General features: G+C 63.2%; 17 protein-coding genes and 1 pseudogene. 15 read left to right on the top strand and 3 right to left on the bottom strand.

What is annotated here, in order from left to right; all coding sequences use genetic code 11:
• Positions 1 to 12: 12 nt before the first annotated feature.
• The 13 genes and pseudogenes from EK16_RS09230 to EK16_RS09170 all read left to right on the top strand — a co-directional run bounded on the left by EK16_RS09230 (position 13) and on the right by EK16_RS09170 (position 13,227).
• Positions 13 to 600: a UbiX family flavin prenyltransferase gene (locus tag EK16_RS09230; protein WP_038036517.1), complete on the top strand. Its 588-nt coding sequence runs from the start codon at positions 13 to 15 to the stop codon at positions 598 to 600.
• Positions 601 to 1,592: 992 nt separating this feature from the next.
• Complete coding sequence (locus EK16_RS09225; RefSeq protein WP_051929176.1) at positions 1,593 to 2,273, top strand: nitroreductase family protein; 681 nt, start codon at positions 1,593 to 1,595, stop codon at positions 2,271 to 2,273.
• Entirely contained in the window at positions 2,270 to 3,055 is a 786-nt protein-coding gene (locus EK16_RS09220; protein ID WP_051929175.1) for an HAD family hydrolase, read from the top strand. The genes EK16_RS09225 and EK16_RS09220 overlap by 4 nt, the downstream gene beginning before the upstream one ends.
• 373 nt (positions 3,056 to 3,428) lie before the next feature.
• Positions 3,429 to 4,469, top strand: a pseudogene (locus EK16_RS09215) (sirohydrochlorin chelatase); the annotation flags it as partial.
• Between the two features lie 357 nt (positions 4,470 to 4,826).
• Positions 4,827 to 5,471: a precorrin-8X methylmutase gene (locus tag EK16_RS09210; RefSeq protein ID WP_051929174.1), complete on the top strand. Its 645-nt coding sequence runs from the start codon at positions 4,827 to 4,829 to the stop codon at positions 5,469 to 5,471.
• The gene (gene cbiE, locus EK16_RS09205) at positions 5,468 to 6,718 is read left to right on the top strand and encodes a precorrin-6y C5,15-methyltransferase (decarboxylating) subunit CbiE (protein WP_038036513.1); all 1,251 of its coding nucleotides are present in this window, start codon (positions 5,468 to 5,470) and stop codon (positions 6,716 to 6,718) included. Before EK16_RS09210 ends, cbiE begins: the two co-directional genes overlap by 4 nt.
• Complete coding sequence (cobI, locus tag EK16_RS09200) at positions 6,715 to 7,452, top strand: precorrin-2 C(20)-methyltransferase (protein WP_038036511.1); 738 nt, start codon at positions 6,715 to 6,717, stop codon at positions 7,450 to 7,452. The genes cbiE and cobI overlap by 4 nt, the downstream gene beginning before the upstream one ends.
• Positions 7,449 to 9,257 (top strand): precorrin-3B C(17)-methyltransferase, encoded by a 1,809-nt coding sequence (cobJ, locus tag EK16_RS09195; RefSeq protein WP_051929173.1) that lies wholly within the window; start codon positions 7,449 to 7,451, stop codon positions 9,255 to 9,257. The genes cobI and cobJ overlap by 4 nt, the downstream gene beginning before the upstream one ends.
• An 18-nt stretch (positions 9,258 to 9,275) precedes the next feature.
• Positions 9,276 to 10,061: a precorrin-4 C(11)-methyltransferase gene (gene cobM / locus EK16_RS09190; RefSeq protein WP_038036509.1), complete on the top strand. Its 786-nt coding sequence runs from the start codon at positions 9,276 to 9,278 to the stop codon at positions 10,059 to 10,061.
• A gap of 145 nt (positions 10,062 to 10,206) precedes the next feature.
• Complete coding sequence (locus EK16_RS09185; protein WP_038036507.1) at positions 10,207 to 11,121, top strand: DMT family transporter; 915 nt, start codon at positions 10,207 to 10,209, stop codon at positions 11,119 to 11,121.
• 47 nt (positions 11,122 to 11,168) lie between these two features.
• Positions 11,169 to 12,008: a hypothetical protein gene (locus tag EK16_RS09180; RefSeq protein ID WP_038036505.1), complete on the top strand. Its 840-nt coding sequence runs from the start codon at positions 11,169 to 11,171 to the stop codon at positions 12,006 to 12,008.
• A gap of 24 nt (positions 12,009 to 12,032) precedes the next feature.
• Entirely contained in the window at positions 12,033 to 12,962 is a 930-nt protein-coding gene (locus EK16_RS09175; protein WP_051929172.1) for a fructosamine kinase family protein, read from the top strand.
• A gap of 34 nt (positions 12,963 to 12,996) precedes the next feature.
• On the top strand, positions 12,997 to 13,227 hold the full coding sequence (locus tag EK16_RS09170) for a DUF2842 domain-containing protein (protein ID WP_038036503.1): 231 nt from the start codon (positions 12,997 to 12,999) through the stop codon (positions 13,225 to 13,227).
• A 72-nt stretch (positions 13,228 to 13,299) separates the two neighbouring features.
• On the opposite strand, the gene tatC is transcribed toward EK16_RS09170, so the two are convergent.
• From tatC to EK16_RS09155, 3 genes are all read right to left on the bottom strand, one after another.
• Complete coding sequence (gene tatC, locus EK16_RS09165) at positions 13,300 to 14,115, bottom strand: twin-arginine translocase subunit TatC (protein ID WP_231573659.1); 816 nt, start codon at positions 14,113 to 14,115, stop codon at positions 13,300 to 13,302.
• Entirely contained in the window at positions 14,112 to 14,720 is a 609-nt protein-coding gene (gene tatB / locus EK16_RS11585) for a Sec-independent protein translocase protein TatB (RefSeq protein WP_051929171.1), read from the bottom strand. Before tatB ends, tatC begins: the two co-directional genes overlap by 4 nt.
• Positions 14,721 to 14,882: 162 nt before the next feature.
• Positions 14,883 to 15,125, bottom strand: coding sequence for a twin-arginine translocase TatA/TatE family subunit (locus EK16_RS09155; protein WP_038036501.1), 243 nt, complete (start codon positions 15,123 to 15,125; stop codon positions 14,883 to 14,885).
• Positions 15,126 to 15,417: 292 nt separating this feature from the next.
• Here EK16_RS09155 and EK16_RS09150 point away from each other — a divergent pair, with 292 nt between their 5' ends.
• Together EK16_RS09150 and EK16_RS09145 are read left to right on the top strand one after the other, a co-directional pair.
• Entirely contained in the window at positions 15,418 to 16,833 is a 1,416-nt protein-coding gene (locus tag EK16_RS09150) for an amidase (RefSeq protein ID WP_038036499.1), read from the top strand.
• A 325-nt stretch (positions 16,834 to 17,158) separates the two neighbouring features.
• On the top strand, positions 17,159 to 18,649 hold the full coding sequence (locus EK16_RS09145) for a TolC family protein (RefSeq protein ID WP_038036497.1): 1,491 nt from the start codon (positions 17,159 to 17,161) through the stop codon (positions 18,647 to 18,649).
• Positions 18,650 to 18,735: the final 86 nt, after the last annotated feature.

Here is an 18,735-nt window from a genome sequence, read left to right as displayed (position 1 = left end):
GGAAGCACTCCCATGAGCAAACAGGCGGAGCGCAAACGCATCATCGTTGGCATCAGTGGCGCTTCCGGTGCGCTCTATGGGGTTGAGGCGCTCAAACTCTTGCGCGCCATGCCGGAGGTGGAAAGCCATCTCATCATCAGCGAGGGGGCGCGCCGCACCATGGCGCTGGAACTTGATGAGCCGCTTGAAACCATTCTTTCGCTTGCCGATGTGGTGCATGACAACGCCGATCTCGCCGCGCCCGTCGCCTCTGGCAGTTTTCCGGTGCATGGCATGATCGTGGCGCCCTGCTCTGTGCGCACGCTGTCGGCTATCGCCCGCCATCTGGCCGACAATCTGTTGATCCGGGCCGCGGACGTGACCCTAAAGGAACGGCGGCCGCTTGTTCTCATGGTGCGGGAAACGCCGCTGCATGCCGGGCACATCCGCAGCATGGCGCTCGCCTGTAAGGCGGGGGCGGTGATCTTTCCGCCGGTGCCGGCGCTCTATGCCCGCCCGGCAAGCATTGCGGAAATGGTGCGGCATTCGGTTTCGCGGGCACTGTCGCTTCTGGGGCTTGCGGTGCCAGACGATGCCGGCGGCCGCTGGACGGGCGCTTAAGGCCAGCAAGCCAGGTAACGACGACTTGGGAAAGGAACTGATCACTCCTTCGCGACACAACGCTGCCATCTTTCCTGTCACTCCGGCATAAGCCATTGCATCCAAACCCGCCTCATTCCTGGCCCTGGATTGCCGGGATCCCGGTTCAAGCCCGGGACAGGCAAGGCCGTCAATGACGTTTTCCTATGGTTTTCAATGAATTAAACAAACACTTGTCGTCAGAAGCTAAATTAGTCCCAGTGCAGCAGGCGGCAGGCAGGAAGAGCGCTTGATCCTAACCTCCCCCTGATAGGGGGAGGTCGGCGCGAAGCGCCGGGAGGGGGTCGGGCCACAGGCTCATGAGGTTGCCGCCCGCCCCCTCCCTGCCCCCCCTACCAGGGGGAGGGAAAAGCGGTGCTTCATGAGTGAAAGGAATATCAAGGGCAACTGAGTTGATGACCTTTTACTTTTTATTTATCAATAAGTTAAGCAACTAACGCCCAGCTCATGGAAAGTCTTTTTTCCTCGGTCGATTTGACGGCAACATCATGCATCCTGAATTTCGCTGATCGACGGGGTGATTGCGGAAGCGGGCCATTTTGTGTCGTGTTGTGTGGGAATTGATTCAAAAGTTCCTGGCAAGGCCTTGAGCGACAAGCGGAAATCGCGCAAAAAGAGAGCCGCCTTGAAAGAAGGCGGCTCTGATCAAGTGCCCGAACCATTGCTGAAGACAGTGAGAGCGTTCGCGGAATACCTGTTCCTTCACGTTCCCTTGCGTGGCCGGCGTCCCCCTTGTGCCCCGTCCGTCCGGCTTCGCATCATTCGAGGGTTAATCAATCATGAACGGGCGCGTTTGGCAATGCCCACGTTAACGTTTGGTTAACGCCAGCGCCCCCTGCCCTTAATACCCCCAGCTTGACAGAAGCGCCTGCCTTGGCCTTCACTCGCCGAACCGGGCAAAAGGGCCCGTTTTTCGGCAGGATGATCACGAACAATAAGGACACGGCAGAATCATGAGCGCGCGACGCTATCCGGAGCTGCCCAGAAAGGAGATCACAAGCCGCAACGGCCGGCGCGGTTTTGAGCTGCTGCCGGAGGTGCTGAACGACAGGCGGGATATCATCTCGTTTCTGCGCACGCGCCGCTCCACGGAGCCAGGGGCAATTGCCGGGCCGGGGCCGGATGAGGAAGACCTTGCCGTCATGCTGGAGATTGCTGCGCGCACGCCCGATCATGGCAAGATGGAGCCGTGGCGTTTCATCGTGTTCAGGGATCCGGCCAAGCAGGCCTTCGCCCGCCTGGTGCGCGAGCGCTGGGAAGCGCTCAATCCGGACAGCGCGGGCTTTGACAAGCGCGCGCAATATGATCTCTTTGAGCGCATTCCGCTGGTCATCGCCGTCATTGGCCGGGTGCGCCCGCATCCCAAGATCCCGGAATGGGAGCAGACCATGTCTGTGGGCGCGGCCTGCATGAACCTGCTGCTGGCGGCGCAGGCGATGGGATATGCCGCGCAGTGGCGCTCGGGCTGGACGGCGGAGGATGACGAAGTCCGCAAGGCGCTCGCTTTGGGTACGGATGAGTTCATCGCCGGCTTTTTCTTCATCGGCAGCCGCGACCCGGCCGCGCCGCCGGCGGAAGACCGCCGCCGTCCCTACTGGCAGGATCTGACCACCTATTGGTCGCCCAAGACGTGAGCACGAAAGACGGGGGCAAACGGCCGGTGCATGCAGAAGGCCAGAGCAAACCGTTCATCCGCGCCGTCATTTTCGACAAGGATGGCGTTCTCGTCGATTTTCAGCGCACATGGACACCGCTGATCAAACGGGTGGCGCTGGACGTGGCGGAAGGCGACGAGGAGAAGGCGCGCGCTCTTCTGATGAAGGTGGGCTATCGGCCGGCGCAGGATGATTTTGCGCCTGGATCGATCTGGGCGGTGGGCACCAATGACGAGCTGCTCACCGCCTGGTTCGGCTCGGCCTCACAGGAGAAAAAAGAGGCATTTCTCGCGCGCATGGCCCGTCTTTGCGAAACGACCGATCCGGTGCCGGCCTGTGCGCTTGAGCTTATGCGCAAAGGCATGGAGGCTCTAAAAGCGCGCGGGATCCGCCTTGCCATCGCCACCAATGACACCACCGCTTCGGCACGGCGCATGACGCGACTGTTTGGCATTGCGGATCTCATCGATCATGTGGTGGGCTTCGATGCCGTGGCGCGCCCGAAACCGGCCGCTGACCCTGTGCATGCCATCGCGAAGAAACTTGCGGTTGCGCCCGAACACATGGCGGTGATCGGCGACAGTCCCCATGATGCCGAGATGGCGCGGGCGGCCGGCTGCGCCCTCTTCATCGGCGTGCGCGATGGCACCTCGGATGAGGCAACGCTGCGGCGCATTTGCGATCATGTGGTGGCGGACGTTGTTGAAGCCATAGCGCTTGTGCCGCGCATTTCCCCTGCTTATCCCGGCGCGGCAGGATGAGACGTTGACGCATCCGCGGCGAGGGCCTATCCCCAAAGCCTGCAAACCCTGAAACCGCAAGCAGCGTTCCGTTTGTCGGGAACTGCCCAAGCATTTCGGTGCGGCCGACCCAAACCGGGGGCCGGGAAAGAGGCGAGAGGCATAGAGGAATCGGAAAACATTTTCCTTTCAAGGTAATACCCATCCTTCTTCATGTGGTGGTTTCATGCCCTTCACGCATCTCTCGTTTCCTGCCCTCGCCTTCCCCCAGGCACCGAAAGCTGTCTTGCGCAGATGATCTCTATTTCCGCGAACGGTCCTGCCTTGCATCCTGGGGCGGCAGCGCACCCGTAGCGCTCGGCCGCCCCGTGCGAGACAAGGAGGAACCGGTCCCATGTCCGAAACCATTGGCCTGATGATCTGCGGGCACGGCAGCCGCGATGAACGCGCCGTTGAGGAATTCGCCACGCTGACCGACAAAATCCGCGCGAAAGTGAACGGCGAATGGCCGGTGGAACACGGCTATCTGGAATTTGCCCGCCCCGTTCTGCGCGAGGGGCTGGACAAGCTGCGCGCAAAGGGGTGTACGCGCATTCTGGCGGTGCCGGGCATGCTTTTTGCCGCCGGACATGCCAAGAATGACATCCCCTCGGTGCTGAACGCCTATGCGGCGGAGCATGGCATTCGCATCGACTATGCGCGGGAGCTGGGGCTGGATGCCAAGATGATTCACGCGGCCAAGGCACGCATCGAGGAGGCGATCGCCGCGGCGGATAAGCCGGTGCATGCCCATGACACCCTGCTGCTGGTGGTGGGGCGTGGCTCTTCCGATCCCGATGCCAACGCCAATGTGGCCAAGCTCACCCGCCTGCTGCTGGAAGGCTTCGGCTTCGGCTGGGCGGAAACGGCCTATTCCGGCGTGACCTTCCCCCTGGTGGGGGCGGCACTTGAGCGTGTGGTGCGGCTGGGGTTCAAGCGTATCATCGTCTTTCCCTACTTTCTGTTCACCGGGATTCTGGTGGAGCGCATCTATGCCGCGGCGGACAAAGCGGCACGGGCCCATCCGGATGTCGAGATCATCAAGGCGCCCTATCTGAACGACCATCCGCTGGTGGTGGAGACCTTCATCGAGCGGGCGCGCGGCATTCTTGCCGGCGATACGGCCATGAACTGCGCCCTGTGCAAGTATCGCACGCAGCTTCCGGCCTTCGAGCATCAGGTGGGCGAGCCGCAGATGAGCCATCATCATCACGTGGAAGGTATCGGAACAGGACTGCATGAGCACGGGCATGGGCATGGGCATGGACATGAGCATGAGCACACGCACACGCATGCCCACGCGCACGGACACGGACACGACCATGACCATGCCCATTTCCACACCCACGATCATGGCCATGACCATCACCACCATCATGCGCATGATCCTGATCATGAAAACAATGCGCCGGGCAATGCCGCGCAGGGGCATGATCCGGACAATGCACAGGCGGAATCCGACCTCGATCAGGCCCGGGAAAAAGGTGCTGATTTACATCAGAACAGTTCGCGATATGCCCATATGACCAATGGACATATGCACGCGAAGGGCGATAGCCTGTCCGAAGCGGGGGTGGGGAAAGGGTCTGATGATCCGTCCGGTGCTGCAGCATCCGGCGGACATGCGATGGCTGGCGCACAGCATGCGCCGCATCATCACCATCATCACACCCATGCGCCCTACCCTCATGCGGATCACCCGCTGGGGCCGCTTTCGCTGAAGCAGGACGAGGACTGAACCGACACGGCGCTCATGGACTTCATCAACGATCCGGACGAAATCTATCGCCTTTCCTTCTCCCGCATCATGGAAGAGGTGGATCTCTCCGCTCTTCCAGAGGATATCCGTTCCATCGTCCTGCGCGTGATACATGCCTGCGGCATGCCTGATATCGCCGAAGACCTCAGGATCGACCTTTCCCTGCCCGAGGCGGTGCATGGCGCGCTTGAGGCGAAGCGGCCGGTGCTGGTGGATGTGACCATGGTGGCCTGCGGTCTGGCGCGGCGGCTGTTGCCAGAGGGCGTGGAGGTGATCTGCCGCATCAACGATGCGGAGACGATTGAGCGGGCGCGGCGGCTGAAAGTGACGCGGGCGGCAGCGGCCACGGCCCTGTGGCGCGAACATCTTGATGGTGCGGTGTGCATCATCGGCAATGCGCCCACGGCCCTGTTCACCCTGCTTGAGATGATTGATGCCGGTGCGCCGAAGCCAGCGGCCATCATTGCCTTTCCCGTGGGCTTTGTCGGGGCGGCGGAATCCAAGGCGGAGCTGGATGGAAACCCGCGCGGCATTCCCATCGCCACCCTTTTGGGCCGGCGCGGCGGCGCCGGCATGGCGGCGGCGGCGTTTAACGCCATTTTGCATCTGCGGGCGAAAAACGGGGAGGCGGGCGGATGAAGACAGCACGCAAAAGCCCCCCGCTTGTTGTCATCGGCATGCAGGCCTCAGGCATGGATTCGCTCACCATGCCGGCAACGCGGGCGCTGTTTGAGGCCGAGGTGATCTTCACCTCCCGGCGCATCGCCGGGCTTCTGCCCGAGGCGGTGCAGGCACAGGTGCGCACCTGGCCCTCGCCTTTCCGGGTTCTGGGCGAGGAAATCGCCAGTTTGAGGCAACAGGGCAAAAGGGTGGCGGTGGTGCTCACCGGCTCACCCTTCTGGTATGGCGCAGGACCGCTGCTGACCCGCTGGGTGCCGCCGGAGGAGATGGTGGTGCATCCTGCCCCTTCCGCCTTTTCCCTGGCGGCGGCGCGCATGGGCTGGCCGTTGCAGCATGTGCGGACATTAACACTGCACGGCAGGCGCGGCGCCTGTCTGGAGCGGCACATCCTGCCGGGGGCGCGGCTGCTCATCATCGGTGAGAACAGCGCCACGCCCCTGAAGGCGGCACGGCGGCTGGTGCGCAGGGGATTTTCACAGTCGCGCATGACCATCCTCTCCTGGATGGGCACCCGCAAGGAAAGCCGCGAAACCCTGACCGCAGCGGAGATTGCCGAAGGCAACCGCGCGGACTTTCCCGGGTTTCACGTGCTGGCGGTTGAGGTGAAGGCGGATGCGCAGGCGCAAATCCTGCCGCTGGCGCCGGGGCTTCCTGATGAGGCCTTCGTGCATGACGGGCAGATCACCAAGCGCTCTTTGCGGGCGGTCACCGTCTCCATGCTGGCGCCAAGGCCGCATGCGGTGCTGTGGGATGTGGGCGCAGGCTGCGGCTCGGTTGCGGTGGAGTGGATCCGCATTGCCGGGCCGGAAGCCCGCGGCTATGCCGTGGAGCGCGATGAGAAGCGCTGCCGGATGATCGAGGAGAACATCGACCGTCTCGGCGGCGTGGGCCTGACGGTGGTGCATGGCGAGGCGCCTGAAGCTCTCGCCGATCTGCCGGCACCGGATGCGGTGTTCATCGGCGGCGGGGTGGGCCGCGAGGACATCCTTGATTTCACCCTTGCCGCGCTCAATCCGGGCGGTGTGCTCATCGCCAATGCCGTGACCATGGAAGGGGAAACGCAGCTGATGAACCGGCATGCGCGGCATGGCGGCGATCTGGTGCGTTTAAGCGAGAACCGGGCCGAGGCGCTGGGGCGCATGCGCACCTTCCGGCCGGCACTGGCGATCACGCAATGGCGCTATGTCAAGGACAGGGCGGCATGAGCGGCATTCTCTACGGCCTGGGGCTGGGCCCGGGCGATCCGGAACTGATCACGCTGAAGGCCTGGCGCATCCTCTCGCTGGCACCGGTGGTGGCCTGGCCGGTGGGCTCATCAGGGCGTTCGCGCGCCTATGAGATCGCCCGCCCCTTCATTCCGGAAGAGGCTATCACCCTGCCGCTTGCCATTCCCTTCGGCGAGAGGGGCGAACGCCTGAAAGCCGCCTATGCGGCGGCGGCGGAAAGGATTTGTGCGCATCTCGCCGCAGGGCGGGATGTGGCCTATCTCTGCCTGGGCGATCCGCTGTTTCACGGCAGCTTTGTGCATCTGGCCCAGCATGTGCCAGAAACCTTTGAAAAACGCGCAGTACCCGGGGTGATGGCGGTTTCGGCCGCGGCCGCCGTGATGGGCGCGCCATTGGCACTGGGAGCCGAGATCCTGAAGATCCTGCCGGCCACGGCTGATGAAGAGCGGCTAGCCCGCGAGCTTGAACAGGGCCCGGCTGCCCTTGCCTTCATCAAGGTGGGGCTACATCGCAGCCGCATTCACAGGCTTCTCGATCAGGTGGGGCTGCTGGCAAAGGCCTGGCTGATCGCCGATATCGGCCTGACCAGTCAACGCGTGCTGCCCCTTGCCGAGGCGGCGGACATGGACGATCCTTATTTTTCCATTATCGTGGTCACACCGCACGCGCCCGTTTCAGCCACGCCGGCACATCAAGCAAGGACAGGGGAATGACCTCGCCTTACGCGCAGGACAGGGAGGCGAAGGCAACGCCGCTCGTGCTCGCGCTCCATGCAGGCGCGAGTGAGGTGGCCGAGCGCGCGGCCGATATCGTAAACGGCACGCTTGCCCTTTCTCCCCCAAGGCCGGCTGAAAGTTTACGGCAGGCCTTTCGGGCCGGCCGTCCGATCATCGCCGTGTGCGCCGCCGGGATCGTCATGCGGGCGCTGGCACCGCTTCTTACGGACAAGCATCAGGAGCCGCCGGTTCTCATCCTTTCCGAAGACGGCCGCTTTGTCATCCCGCTGCTTGGGGGGCACAAGGGGGCAAACCGGCTGGCCCAGCGCATCGCCAAGGCCCTGCAGGGCGAGGCCGTGATCACCACCGCCAGTGATCTGCATTTCAATGTCGCGCTTGATGATCCGCCGCCCGGCTGGCGGCTGGCCAATCCGCAGGATGTGAAGGCCTTCACCGCTGCCCTGCTCAATGGCGCCGGTGTGCGCCTTGAGGGTGAGGCGCCGTGGCTGGTCAGGGCGAATCTCCCGTGGAGTGAGCAAGGCCCTTTACGCATCAGTGCAACCGCGCGCGCTGTTGAGGGGAATAGCCGCCATCTCGTTTATCATCCGCGCACGCTGATGATCGGTGCGGGATGCGCACGCGGGGCCAATCCGGAGGCGCTGGTTGCCCTTGCGCATGCGGTGCTTGCCGAACAGGGGCTGGCGGAAGGGGCCGTGGCCGCCATAGGCACCCTTGCGCTGAAGGCTGACGAGCCGGCCCTGCACGCTCTGAGCGCCGCGTTTGATGCGCCCTTGCGCCTGTTTGATGCGCACGAGCTGGCGCAGGTTGCGGTGCCCAACCCCTCGCAGGCGGTCAGGGATGCGGTGGAAACGCCTTCGGTGGCGGAAGCGGCGGCCCTTCTGCTTGCCGGCAATGAGGGCCGCTTGATCGTTGAAAAGCAAATCGATGCGGATCAGCAGCTCACTCTTGCCATCGCCGCGGCGAAAACGCCGCCTGCTTCTCTTGCCGGTCGGGAGCGCGGCCGGCTGTTCGTGGTCGGCATCGGGCCGGGCGACCCCCGCCAGCGCACCCATGCCGCGGAGGAAGCCCTGCTTTGCGCCGAACACTGGGTGGGCTATGCGCTCTATCTTGATCTTGCCCGGGATCTTGCCCGGGGCAAGACCCTGCATCCCTACCCCATCGGCGCGGAGAAGGCGCGCGTGCGCCATGCCCTGACCCTGGCGGCAGAAGGCAAAACTGTCGCCCTGCTCTGCTCCGGTGATGCCGCCATCTATGCCATGGCCTCGCTTGTGTATGAAACGCTGGCGGAGGATGCCACCCTGCCCGCCGCTGCATCCGGCATCGAGATTGAGGTCATTCCCGGCATTACCGCGTTGCAAATGGCATCGGCCCGGGCCGGTGCGCTCATCGGGCATGATTTCTGCGCCATTTCCCTTTCCGATCTGCTCACCCCCTGGCCTGTGATCAGGCGGCGCATTGAGGCGGCGGCGAAAGCGGATTTCGTCGTGGCCTTCTACAATCCGCGCTCGCGGCGGCGCATGCGGCATCTGAAGGAGGCCTTGAATATCCTGCGGCAATGGCGGCCGGAAGAGACGCCGGTGATCATCGCCTCCAACCTCGGGCGTGCGGAGGAACAGGTGCGGATTGTGCCGCTGAAAGCGGTGAATTGTGCGGATGTGGACATGCTCTCCATCGTTCTTGTCGGCAACAGTGAAAGCCGCATGATCCCCCATGCCGGCGCACAGCGGGCCTTTACCCCGCGGGGCTATGCCGGCAAGACGGATGCAGTGCGCAGGCAATGACAGAAACGGACAGATGTCATGACCGTGTATTTCATCGGCGCCGGGCCGGGCGCGCCGGACCTGATCACCGTGCGGGGCTTGCGCCTGATAAAGCGCTGTCCGGTCTGCCTTTATGCCGGCTCGCTGGTGCCTCAGGAGGTGGTGGCTGCAGCCCCTGAAGGGGCGCGCGTGATCGATACCGCCGCCCTGACACTAAAGGAGATCGTGCAGGAGATGCGCATGGCCCATGAACAGGGGCTGGATGTTGCGCGGGTGCACTCCGGCGATCCCTCGCTTTACGGCGCCATTGCCGAGCAGATGCTGGCGCTGGATGCCCTGGACATTCCCTATGAGGTGGTGCCGGGCGTGCCGGCCTTTGCCGCCGCTGCCGCCGCGCTGAAGACTGAGCTCACCCTGCCCGGCATCGCCCAGACGGTGATTCTCACCCGCATGCCGGGCAAGGCCTCGCCTATGCCGGAAGGCGACACCTTGCGCCATCATGCCCAAAGCGGCGCCACATTGTGCATTCATCTGGCCGTGCGGCATCTTGCCGCCATCCGCCGGGAGCTGGAGCCGGTTTTGGGCCCCGATGCGCCGGTGATCGTCATTGCCCGCGCCAGCTGGCCCGATCAGGTGATCATCCGCGGCACGCTTGCCGACATCCGCGAGAAGGTGCGCGCGGCAAAGATCACCCGCACCGCCCTTGTTCTCGTTGGCGGCGCCATCGGCAAAACATTGCAAACGCCCTCCGCCCTTTACGATTCCGCCTTCCGTCACATCCTGCGCCCCGGAACAGGACGGCAGGAAAAGGCCAATCGTTCATGAATGGTAAACCTGTATGAATGAACATTACCCGGCGGGCTTAAACCTGTATGAATGAACATTGGCTTGGGGCAAGGTTTGGCGGTTAACTAATCGGCGCTAAGGGGGGAGAGATGCGATTCGGGGGCGGAGAGTGGACCAGAAAACCATGACGCGCAGGCCTTTAGGGGAGAACGACGATCATAAAAAGGGGCTGCTGATCGCAACCATCGGCGGCATTCTCTTCACGCTCGACATTCCACTGCTGCGCCTGGCCAATCCGGACGGAAGCATCGATCACTGGACGCTGATCTTCGCGCGCGGCATCTTCCTGTTCACCGCCATCTTTCTCTGGTGGTACTTCTTTCGCTGGCGAACGCATCGCGAGCCGTTTCTCAACGGCTGGCCGGGCATTGCCGTTGCCGGCACCAACACGCTGGCCAACATCCTGTTCATCGCCGCCATCGGCAAGACAACGGCGGCCAATCTCGTCTTCATTCTGGCGCTCAATCCCATTTTCGCCGCCGTGCTCGCCTGGCTGGTGCTGAAGGAGGACATTCCCGTCTGGACATGGCTGGCGGTGATTCTGTCCTTCATCGGTGTTGGCATCATCGTCTGGGACGGGCTGGAAACCGGCACCTGGGTGGGTGACATCATGGCGCTGATCGTGGCCATGTGCACGGCGGTGGCGCTGACCATCATCCGCAAGACCGGGCGCAATGTGGTCACTTCCCTGGCCACGGGCTCGCTGGTGTCCGCCCTCATCGCCCTTACCCTGGCGCCGACGCTGTACATGCCCGCCTCCAGCTGGAGCTGGGTGATGCTCAATGGCCTCATCGTCATGCCGGTGGCTTCCGGGCTGATCGCCATCAGCCCCCGCTACATTCCCTCGGCGGAGGTCGCGATGTTCTTCCTGCTGGATACGGTGCTCACGCCGATCTGGATCTGGCTGCTGTTCGGCGAGGTGCCCACGCCGCGGGCGATGGTCGGCGGTGCCATTGTCATTGCCACGCTGTTTGCCCACTCGCTGTGGCGGCTGTATCGCTATCGCCTGACGGTGATGCAGGCCTCGCCGGCAGAATGATCCACAAGGGCTTTGAGGGCTTTTCTTGCGCAGGCAGGAGGCATGTCATGTCTGACGATCGCAGTCCGCGCCATTTGCACAATCCCCTGGCGGTGGCCCGGGCCTGCGCCATTCTCGAGCGCGAGATCACAGCGGGGGGGTTTGCGCTGTCCATTTCCGGCGACATGGAAGCGTTCAGCGCCTGTCGCCGCACAGTGCGTCAGGGGCGGGAGGCGCCGCTATTCGATCCGGCGGTGACCTTCCTGCCGCCGGCGCGCGCCTTCTGGATGGCGGTGCGCGATGGTGAGGACACCGTGCGGGCGCTGCAGGCCTTCCGGCTGGATGTGGCCGATCCCTCGCTGGCGGAATGGGCGCTGGGCTGGGTTCTCGGCATCTATCTGAAGCGCAACGAGCTGATCATTCCCGATTCGGTGCAGGTGCCGGACACTTCCGTGTCGCATCGCATTGCCGGCCCGGTGGTGTATCATGGCGAGCTGTGGGTGGACCGGCATGTGCGCAACCGGCGGCTTGTGGAGGTCTTCTCGCGGCTGGGCATGCTGCTGGCGCTGATGAAATGGCAGCCTGTCGCCCTCTGGGCCCTGATCGGCAATGCCATGGCCACGCGCGGGCATATGGTGCGCATGGGGTATGCGCACATGGAGCCCGGCTTCATGCGCTGGCAGTTCCTGCCGGAGGGTGCCGATCCCAACGAATGGCTGGGGCTGGCGGAGGCGGCGGCGCTGGAGCGGCTGGCGGAGGAGATCGTCCTGCAGGACGGCCTGGATACCGCCCGCATGAAGGCGCACGGCCCGGCCGCGACAGCCGCAGCTGCTGCCGCCGGCGGCTCGGTTGAAAATCGACCTGCGGCGAACACTGCCGCTGATGAGCGCAACAAGGCGGCTTCGTAAATTAAGAGGGGGCACCATAAGGCCATGATGCGCGGCCAGGACATTTCCGGGCGGATTGCTGACGCCATGGGCACGGATGTGCGCGCCATCAGGCCGCTTTCAGGCAGTTACGGGCTGTCGCTGGACGTGGTGGAGCTTGCCGACGGCCGCAAGCTGGTGGCCAAGCACGGCAAGGGGCCGCAGCCGGGGCATCTGCTCATTGAAGGCTTCATGCTGCGGCGGCTTGAGGGCGAAATTCCGGTGCCGCATGTGCATCTGGCGGAGGAAGACCTGCTGGTGATGGATTTTGTGCCCGGCTCCGGCGGCATGGGCGCATCCGTTGAGCGGCACATGGCGGAGCTGCTCAGCCGCATGCACCGCAAGCGTCAGCCCTATTTCGGTCTTGAGCGCGACACCACCATCGGCCCCCTGCCCCAGCCCAATCCCATCTATCTGCCCGCGGGAGCCGATGAGAAGACGGTGAAAACGGAAGCGCTGCCACGGGATGTTGCCGGTTCAGGCTGGATTGATTTCTTCCGCGATCAGCGGCTGATGTTCATGGCGCGGCTTGCGCATGAGCGGGCGGGCTTGAGCAGTTCCCTTTTGCGCCGCATCGAGCGCTTTTGCGATCATCTGGACGAATTCATCGAGGAGCCGGCCCATCCGTCCCTCATCCATGGCGATATCTGGGGCGGCAACGTGATCGCCAGCGGCGGCAAGGTGGCAGCCTTCATCGATCCGGCCATCTATTACGGACATTATGAATACGATCTAGCCTTCATGACCATGTTCGGCACGGCCGGTCGCGCCTTTTTCGAGGCCTATGCGGCGCTGATGCCGGATTTCGACCTTGAAGGCTTCATGGAGGTGCGGCGCGACGTCTATCTCATCTATCCGCACTTGACACATGTGCTGATCTGCGGGCTTTCCTATGCATCCGGCATCGAAAGCCGCCTGTCGCGCTTCGGTTTCTGAACACATATCAACGACAAACGGATCAACACCCGGCATGAGCCAGAATTTGCGCAAGTTCCTGGGCATCCCGCTGATGCTTGTCTATCTCGTCACCTATGTGCTGGTGATGATGGCGCTGGGCGCCACGCTGGCGGGATATGGCGTGAGCGAATGGGTGCGCTTTTTCTATCATGCCGTGGCCGGTTTTGCCTGGCTGCCGGGAGCGATGTGGATCATTCGCTGGATGGTCAAGCCCGATGGCAAGCGCTCATCCGGAAGGCGCTGATCGCCGGCACCGCTTATTCACACGTTAAGCCCTTTAAATGTTTCTTGGCCTGAAGCGGGTGGCTGCGCATCATCACTCAGCGGCGGCTTCGCGGGCCTTGCGCTTTTTCTCCTCCATGGCCACCAGCCAGATGGCGATCTCATAAAGCCCGATCATGGGCAGGGCAAGGCCGATCTGCGAAAAGGGATCGGGGGGTGTGAAAATGGCGGCGATGGTGACCACGGCGACGATGGCATAGCGGCGGCCGCGGCGCAGCTGATCGGCGGAGATGACCCCGATCTTGCCGAGCAGCGTGAGGATGATCGGCAGCTGAAAGGCGATGCCAAAGGCGAGAATCAGGGTCATGACCAGCGAGAGGTATTCCGAGACCTTGGGCAAGAGCTCGATTGTGGCCTTGCCCTCTTCGCCCACCTGCTGAAAGCTGGCGAAGAATTTCAGCGCCACCGGCAGGATGAAGAAGAAAACCAGCGCACCGCCGAGCACGAACAATAGGGGCGTGGCGATGAGATAGGGCCGAAAGGCCTCGCGCTCATGCCGATAGAGCCCGGGGGCGACGAACTTGTAGATCTGAATGGCAATAAGCGGAAAGGCCAGAAACAATCCGCCGAACATGCCGATCTTCAGCTGCGTGAAAAAGAATTCCTGCGGGGCGGTGTAGATGAGCTTCAGGTGCGTGGCATCACCGATCGCCCACTTGTAGGGCAGCAGCAGGAAATTGAAGATGGGATTGGCGAAATAGAAGCTGATGATAAAGGCGATGACAAAGCCGATCAGCGACTTGATCAGCCGGGCCCTGAGCTCGATGAGATGCTCGATAAGTGGCGCTTCGGAGGCCTTGATCTCGTCCTCCTCGTCCATGGCTGCGGGCGTTTTCTCTTCAGCGGTCATGACCCCTGCCTGCCCCTGCCTTGTTCATCATCGCCAACGTCAGCCTGTTCCTTCTTCGGCCGGGCTGTGCCTTCTGAAGCCGCCGCGGATGATGCGGTTGCGGCCGCAGAGGCATCAGAAGCATCAGGCTCCGCATCGAGGCTGATAACGCCGGGCGGCTCGCGCCCCTCATCCGATGCCCCTTCTGCCCCCTGCCCTTCCGGGTTTTCAGCGGGCTGTGCATCGGCGCTTTCCTCGTCATCCTCTCCCGTTTCGTCGATATCGTGATCATCGTCGTCATCGGGAGAGAGCGCATCATCTTTGGCATCGACCCGGTTGGGCAGCGCCTTTTCGCGGAATTCCTTCTCCAGCTCCTCGAACTCGGCATCGAGATCGGCCACGGTGTATTCCTTCACCTTGCCGACGCTTTCCTTGACCTCATCGAGCCCCGTTTCCCGCATGGCCTCGTCGAGGTGGCCCTGAAACTCGCGCGCAAGGCTTCTGACCTTGTTGACCATGTGGCCGACCGTGCGCATCAGCCGCGGCAGATCTTTCGGCCCCACCACGATGAGGGCGACCACCGCGATGAGCATCAATTCCGTGGCACCGATACCGAAATCGAACATGGTTTCTTCCGGAATTGCCGGCGGATGGGGCGGATATGCCCCCGGCCCGTCTCCTCGCGGCTGATTGCGGGGGTTACATGGGCCCGAACGCCAAGGCGCCGCCTGCCTGCCCAGCACGTCCCGGCAAGAAGGAACGCCTCAAGCGGCGTATTGCGACAGCCTTCAGCTTTCGGCCTTCTCGGTCTTCTTCTCTTCGGCCTTGGCAGATTCCGCCTTGTTCTCGAGGGCCTTGGTCTGCTCCTGTTCCTTGCTCTCCGGCTCGTCGTCCTCCTGCAGCCCCTTCTTGAAGCTCCTGATGCCCTTGGCAACATCGCCCATGAGCGAGGATATCTTGCCCGAGCCGCCGAAAAGGATCAGCACCACGGCCAGAACGATCAGCCAGTGCCAGATCGAGAACGTACCCATTGAACTCTCCCGTCTCACCTGATCTCAGCGCGCCACGCCAGCGGATTTCGCATGGCATGTTCCGTTTGTCGGACGCACTATTGCAGAAAGGCCCTGCCGGATCAATGCCACTGCCGCGGCATGAGCAGGCAGGCCTTTCCTGTGCCTTGCGGTTTTTCGTGAACACCTTTTGGCCCCCTTGCCCGGCGCCCGTGTTCACGGGCATCCTGCAGCGGGGGAATAAGGCGCTGCCTGCATCAGCCCTTGGCAGAAGCGGCCTGCAATTTAAGGGATCAGGTTCGGGGCGAAAGACATGAATATCAGGACACCACAGGCGCGCGCCAGCATCCTGCACACCCTGGCCCAAAAGCTGGACAACGGCGAGACGACGGCCACCGCCCTGACCACGAACGCGCTCACAATGGCGCAGGATACAGACCGGGAAGGGGCGCGGGCGTTCATTCAGATCGCGGCCAAGCGGGCCATGGCGGAGGCGGAGCGGGTTGATGCGCTGCGGCGGCAGGGGCGTGCGCCTTCGCCGCTGGCGGGCGTGCCCTTTACGGTGAAGGATCTGTTCGATGTGGCCGGCGAGGTGACACGGGCGGGATCGCGCATTCTGGCCTCGGCGCCAGCGGCGAAGAAGGATGCGGCCACCGTGGCACCTTTAAGAGCGGCAGGGCTTGTCTGCCTGGGGCGGACGAACATGACGGAATTCGCCTATTCCGGCGTGGGCATCAATTCCCATTACGGCACGCCGGCGGCTCTTTATAAACGCCGCGAAAAGCGCATTCCGGGCGGCTCCTCATCCGGTGCGGCGGTGGCCACCGCTTTGGGGGCAGGTGTGTTCGGCCTCGGCACCGATACCGGCGGCTCCTGCCGGATCCCGGCCGCCTTCAACCGCCTCATCGGCCTGAAGCCCTCGCACGGCATGCTTGACATGACGGGCGTGTTTCCCCTTGCGCCGTCCTTTGACGTGGCCGGTCCGCTGGCGCCGACGGTGCATGATGCGGCCATCGTCTTTCATCTCATGCGCGGGGTGCCGGTGCGGGAGGCCCTTTGCGCCCTGCCCCGGCCCGTGGCGCTCTCACAGCTTGCGCTGCTCGTGCCGAAAGCGGAGGCTCTCGCCCTTCAGGATCTCGATGAGGCGGTGGCGCGCGGGTTTGAGCGCGCGCTGTCACATCTCTCCGCCGCTGGGGTGCGCCTGATCGAGGCGGATCTGCCTCAGCCGGACATTCGGGAATGTGGCGCGCTTTCCGCCTGGGAAGCCTGGCACGTGCACGAGCGGATGATGACAGACCATGCCGATCAGTATGATCCGCTGGTGCGCTGGCGCCTGCTGGCAGCGGCGCGGGTGACGGCGGAAGAGGCCACGGCATTGAAGCATTTGCGCCAAGAGATGATTCAGGCCTTTCTCGCCTTGCTTCACAACCATGAGGCGCAGGGCTGCCTGATGCCGACCGTGCCGATCCTGCCGCCTCCCATTGACGGGCTGCTCGCCGACAACGCGGTCTATGCCCGCGTCAACCTCTTGTGTTTGCGCAATACCTTCATGGGCAATTTTCTTGATGTCTGCGCCATTGCCCTGCCCCTGGGCCCCACGGCCCGGGAAGAACCGTCGGATGCCATTGCGCCGGTGAGCCTGATGCTCATGGCGCCGAAGGGAGAGGATCCGGCGCTGTTATCCATGGCGGCGAGCCTTGAGCCGCTGCTTGCGCAATGCATTCCATGAATTCGCGTTTTTCCCGCTACATCATCCCCACACACCCATGGGGTGTATACGCGCACGCATCGCACGGATATGCGCAAACCGGCGTTTTTCCGCGCATTTCCTCGTTGCGGGAAAGATTTTGTTAACACAATCAGTGATAGGCATTGCATGGTTAATACATCTTGTGGTAGTTAACTCCGTAACGGGATTCGCACTGACGTTGCACCAACCGCAGCGCGGGGTTTCTCGCCGGAAAGAGCATGCAAGCGGCATGCGTGTTTTTTTGGCCGCTACTACTACTATTGCTTGTTCTTTCCTGGCGGATACAATCTGAGGGGAGCAAGCCATGGCAGGCAAGAGCATGATCGCGGTGGGGCTGGCCCTGTTTCTGGCCGGATGCGCCGTTCGGCCCGAGGCCCTGACCGAGGAGGACATCGCCGCCTTCACGGCGGAGAACCTTTCCACCCTGACCAGTCAGCAGGAACCGATCCGCGGGCCGGTAAGCATGTATGAGGCCATGGCACGGGCGCTGAAATACAACCTGGACTATCGTGTGGAGCAGATGAAGGAGGCGCTCGCCATCTCCGAGGCCGCCTTGAGCAACTGGGACATGCTGCCGAAGGTGGTGGCCTCCTCGGAATGGAGCCGGCGTTCCAATGAGCCGGGTGGGCGTTCGCAGTCGCTGCTGACGGGAATTACCTCCCTGGAGCCGTCGAAATCCACGGAAAAGACGACGCTGACGGCCGATCTCGAATTTTCCTGGAACATTCTGGATTTCGGGCTGTCCTGGGTGCGGGCCAAGCAGGCTGCTGACAAGGTGCTGATCGCCATGGAGCGGCGGCGCAAGGTAGTCAACCGCATTATCGAGGATGTGCGCTCCGCTTTCTGGAAGGCGGCTTCTCATCAGCGGCTGGCCGGTTCGATGAAGCGGCTGTCACAGCGGGTGCGGCGCGCGCTGGTTCATGCGCGGCGCATGGCCAGGGACGGCGAGACCACGCCCTTGTCCGCCCTCACCTATGAGCGGGAGCTCATCAACATCCGCAAACAGCTGCGGGCGCTGCAGGCGGAGCTGAGCGCGGCCAAGGTACAGCTTGCGGCCTTGATGAACGTGGCGCCGGGCACATCCTTCACGCTTGCCATCCCCCGGCAGCGGAAAGCGCGCCTCAATCTCGATCTGGCGCCGGAGCGGATGATCGCCATCGCCCTGAAGAACCGGCCGGAGCTGCGCGAGGCGGCCTATCGCCAGCGCATCAACGCGCGGGAGGCGCAGGCGGCGCTGTTTGAGCTCCTGCCCGGATTGACGCCCTATGCCGCACTCAACGCCGATGCCAATGATTTCCTCTACAACAACAACTGGGTCTCCTGGGGCGCGCGCGCCAGCTGGAACCTGATGCGTCTGTTCCGCTATCCGGCGCGCAAGCGGGCGATTGAAAACCGCAATGCCCTGTTGAAGGAACAGGCCAAGGCCCTGACCATGGCGGTGATGACGCAGGTTTACATCTCGCGAATCCGCTACCTGCAGCAGCGGCGCATTTTCGATGCGGCACGGGAGTATCTGGACGTGCAGCGGCGCATCCTCAAGCAGGTGCGCGCAGCCTCCGCCGCCGATGCCGCCAGCGAACAGACGCTGATCCGCGAGCAGATGAACACCATCCTCGCCGCGGCCCGTTACGATGTCGCCTATGCCGGGCTGCAGAACGCCATCGCCAACGTTTACGCCTCTCTCGGGCTGGATCCTCTCGCTGCCGCGGACATCGATAACCTGCCCGTGAAGGCGCTGGCGCAGCGGCTGCGCGCGGCCTGGAACCGGCGCAACGTGGCGGCGCCCTCCGGCTGAGATGAGGACGACCGGCCGTGTCGCCTTCACTCCCGCAGGAGGCGGCACGGCAGAGAGCCGGGCGCATGCGCTCTCTCCCCACCTGG

This window comes from Thermopetrobacter sp. TC1 (assembly GCF_000746275.1).
GTDB lineage: Bacteria > Pseudomonadota > Alphaproteobacteria > Rhizobiales > Aestuariivirgaceae > Thermopetrobacter.
This window is presented reverse-complemented; position numbering and strand designations above follow the sequence as displayed.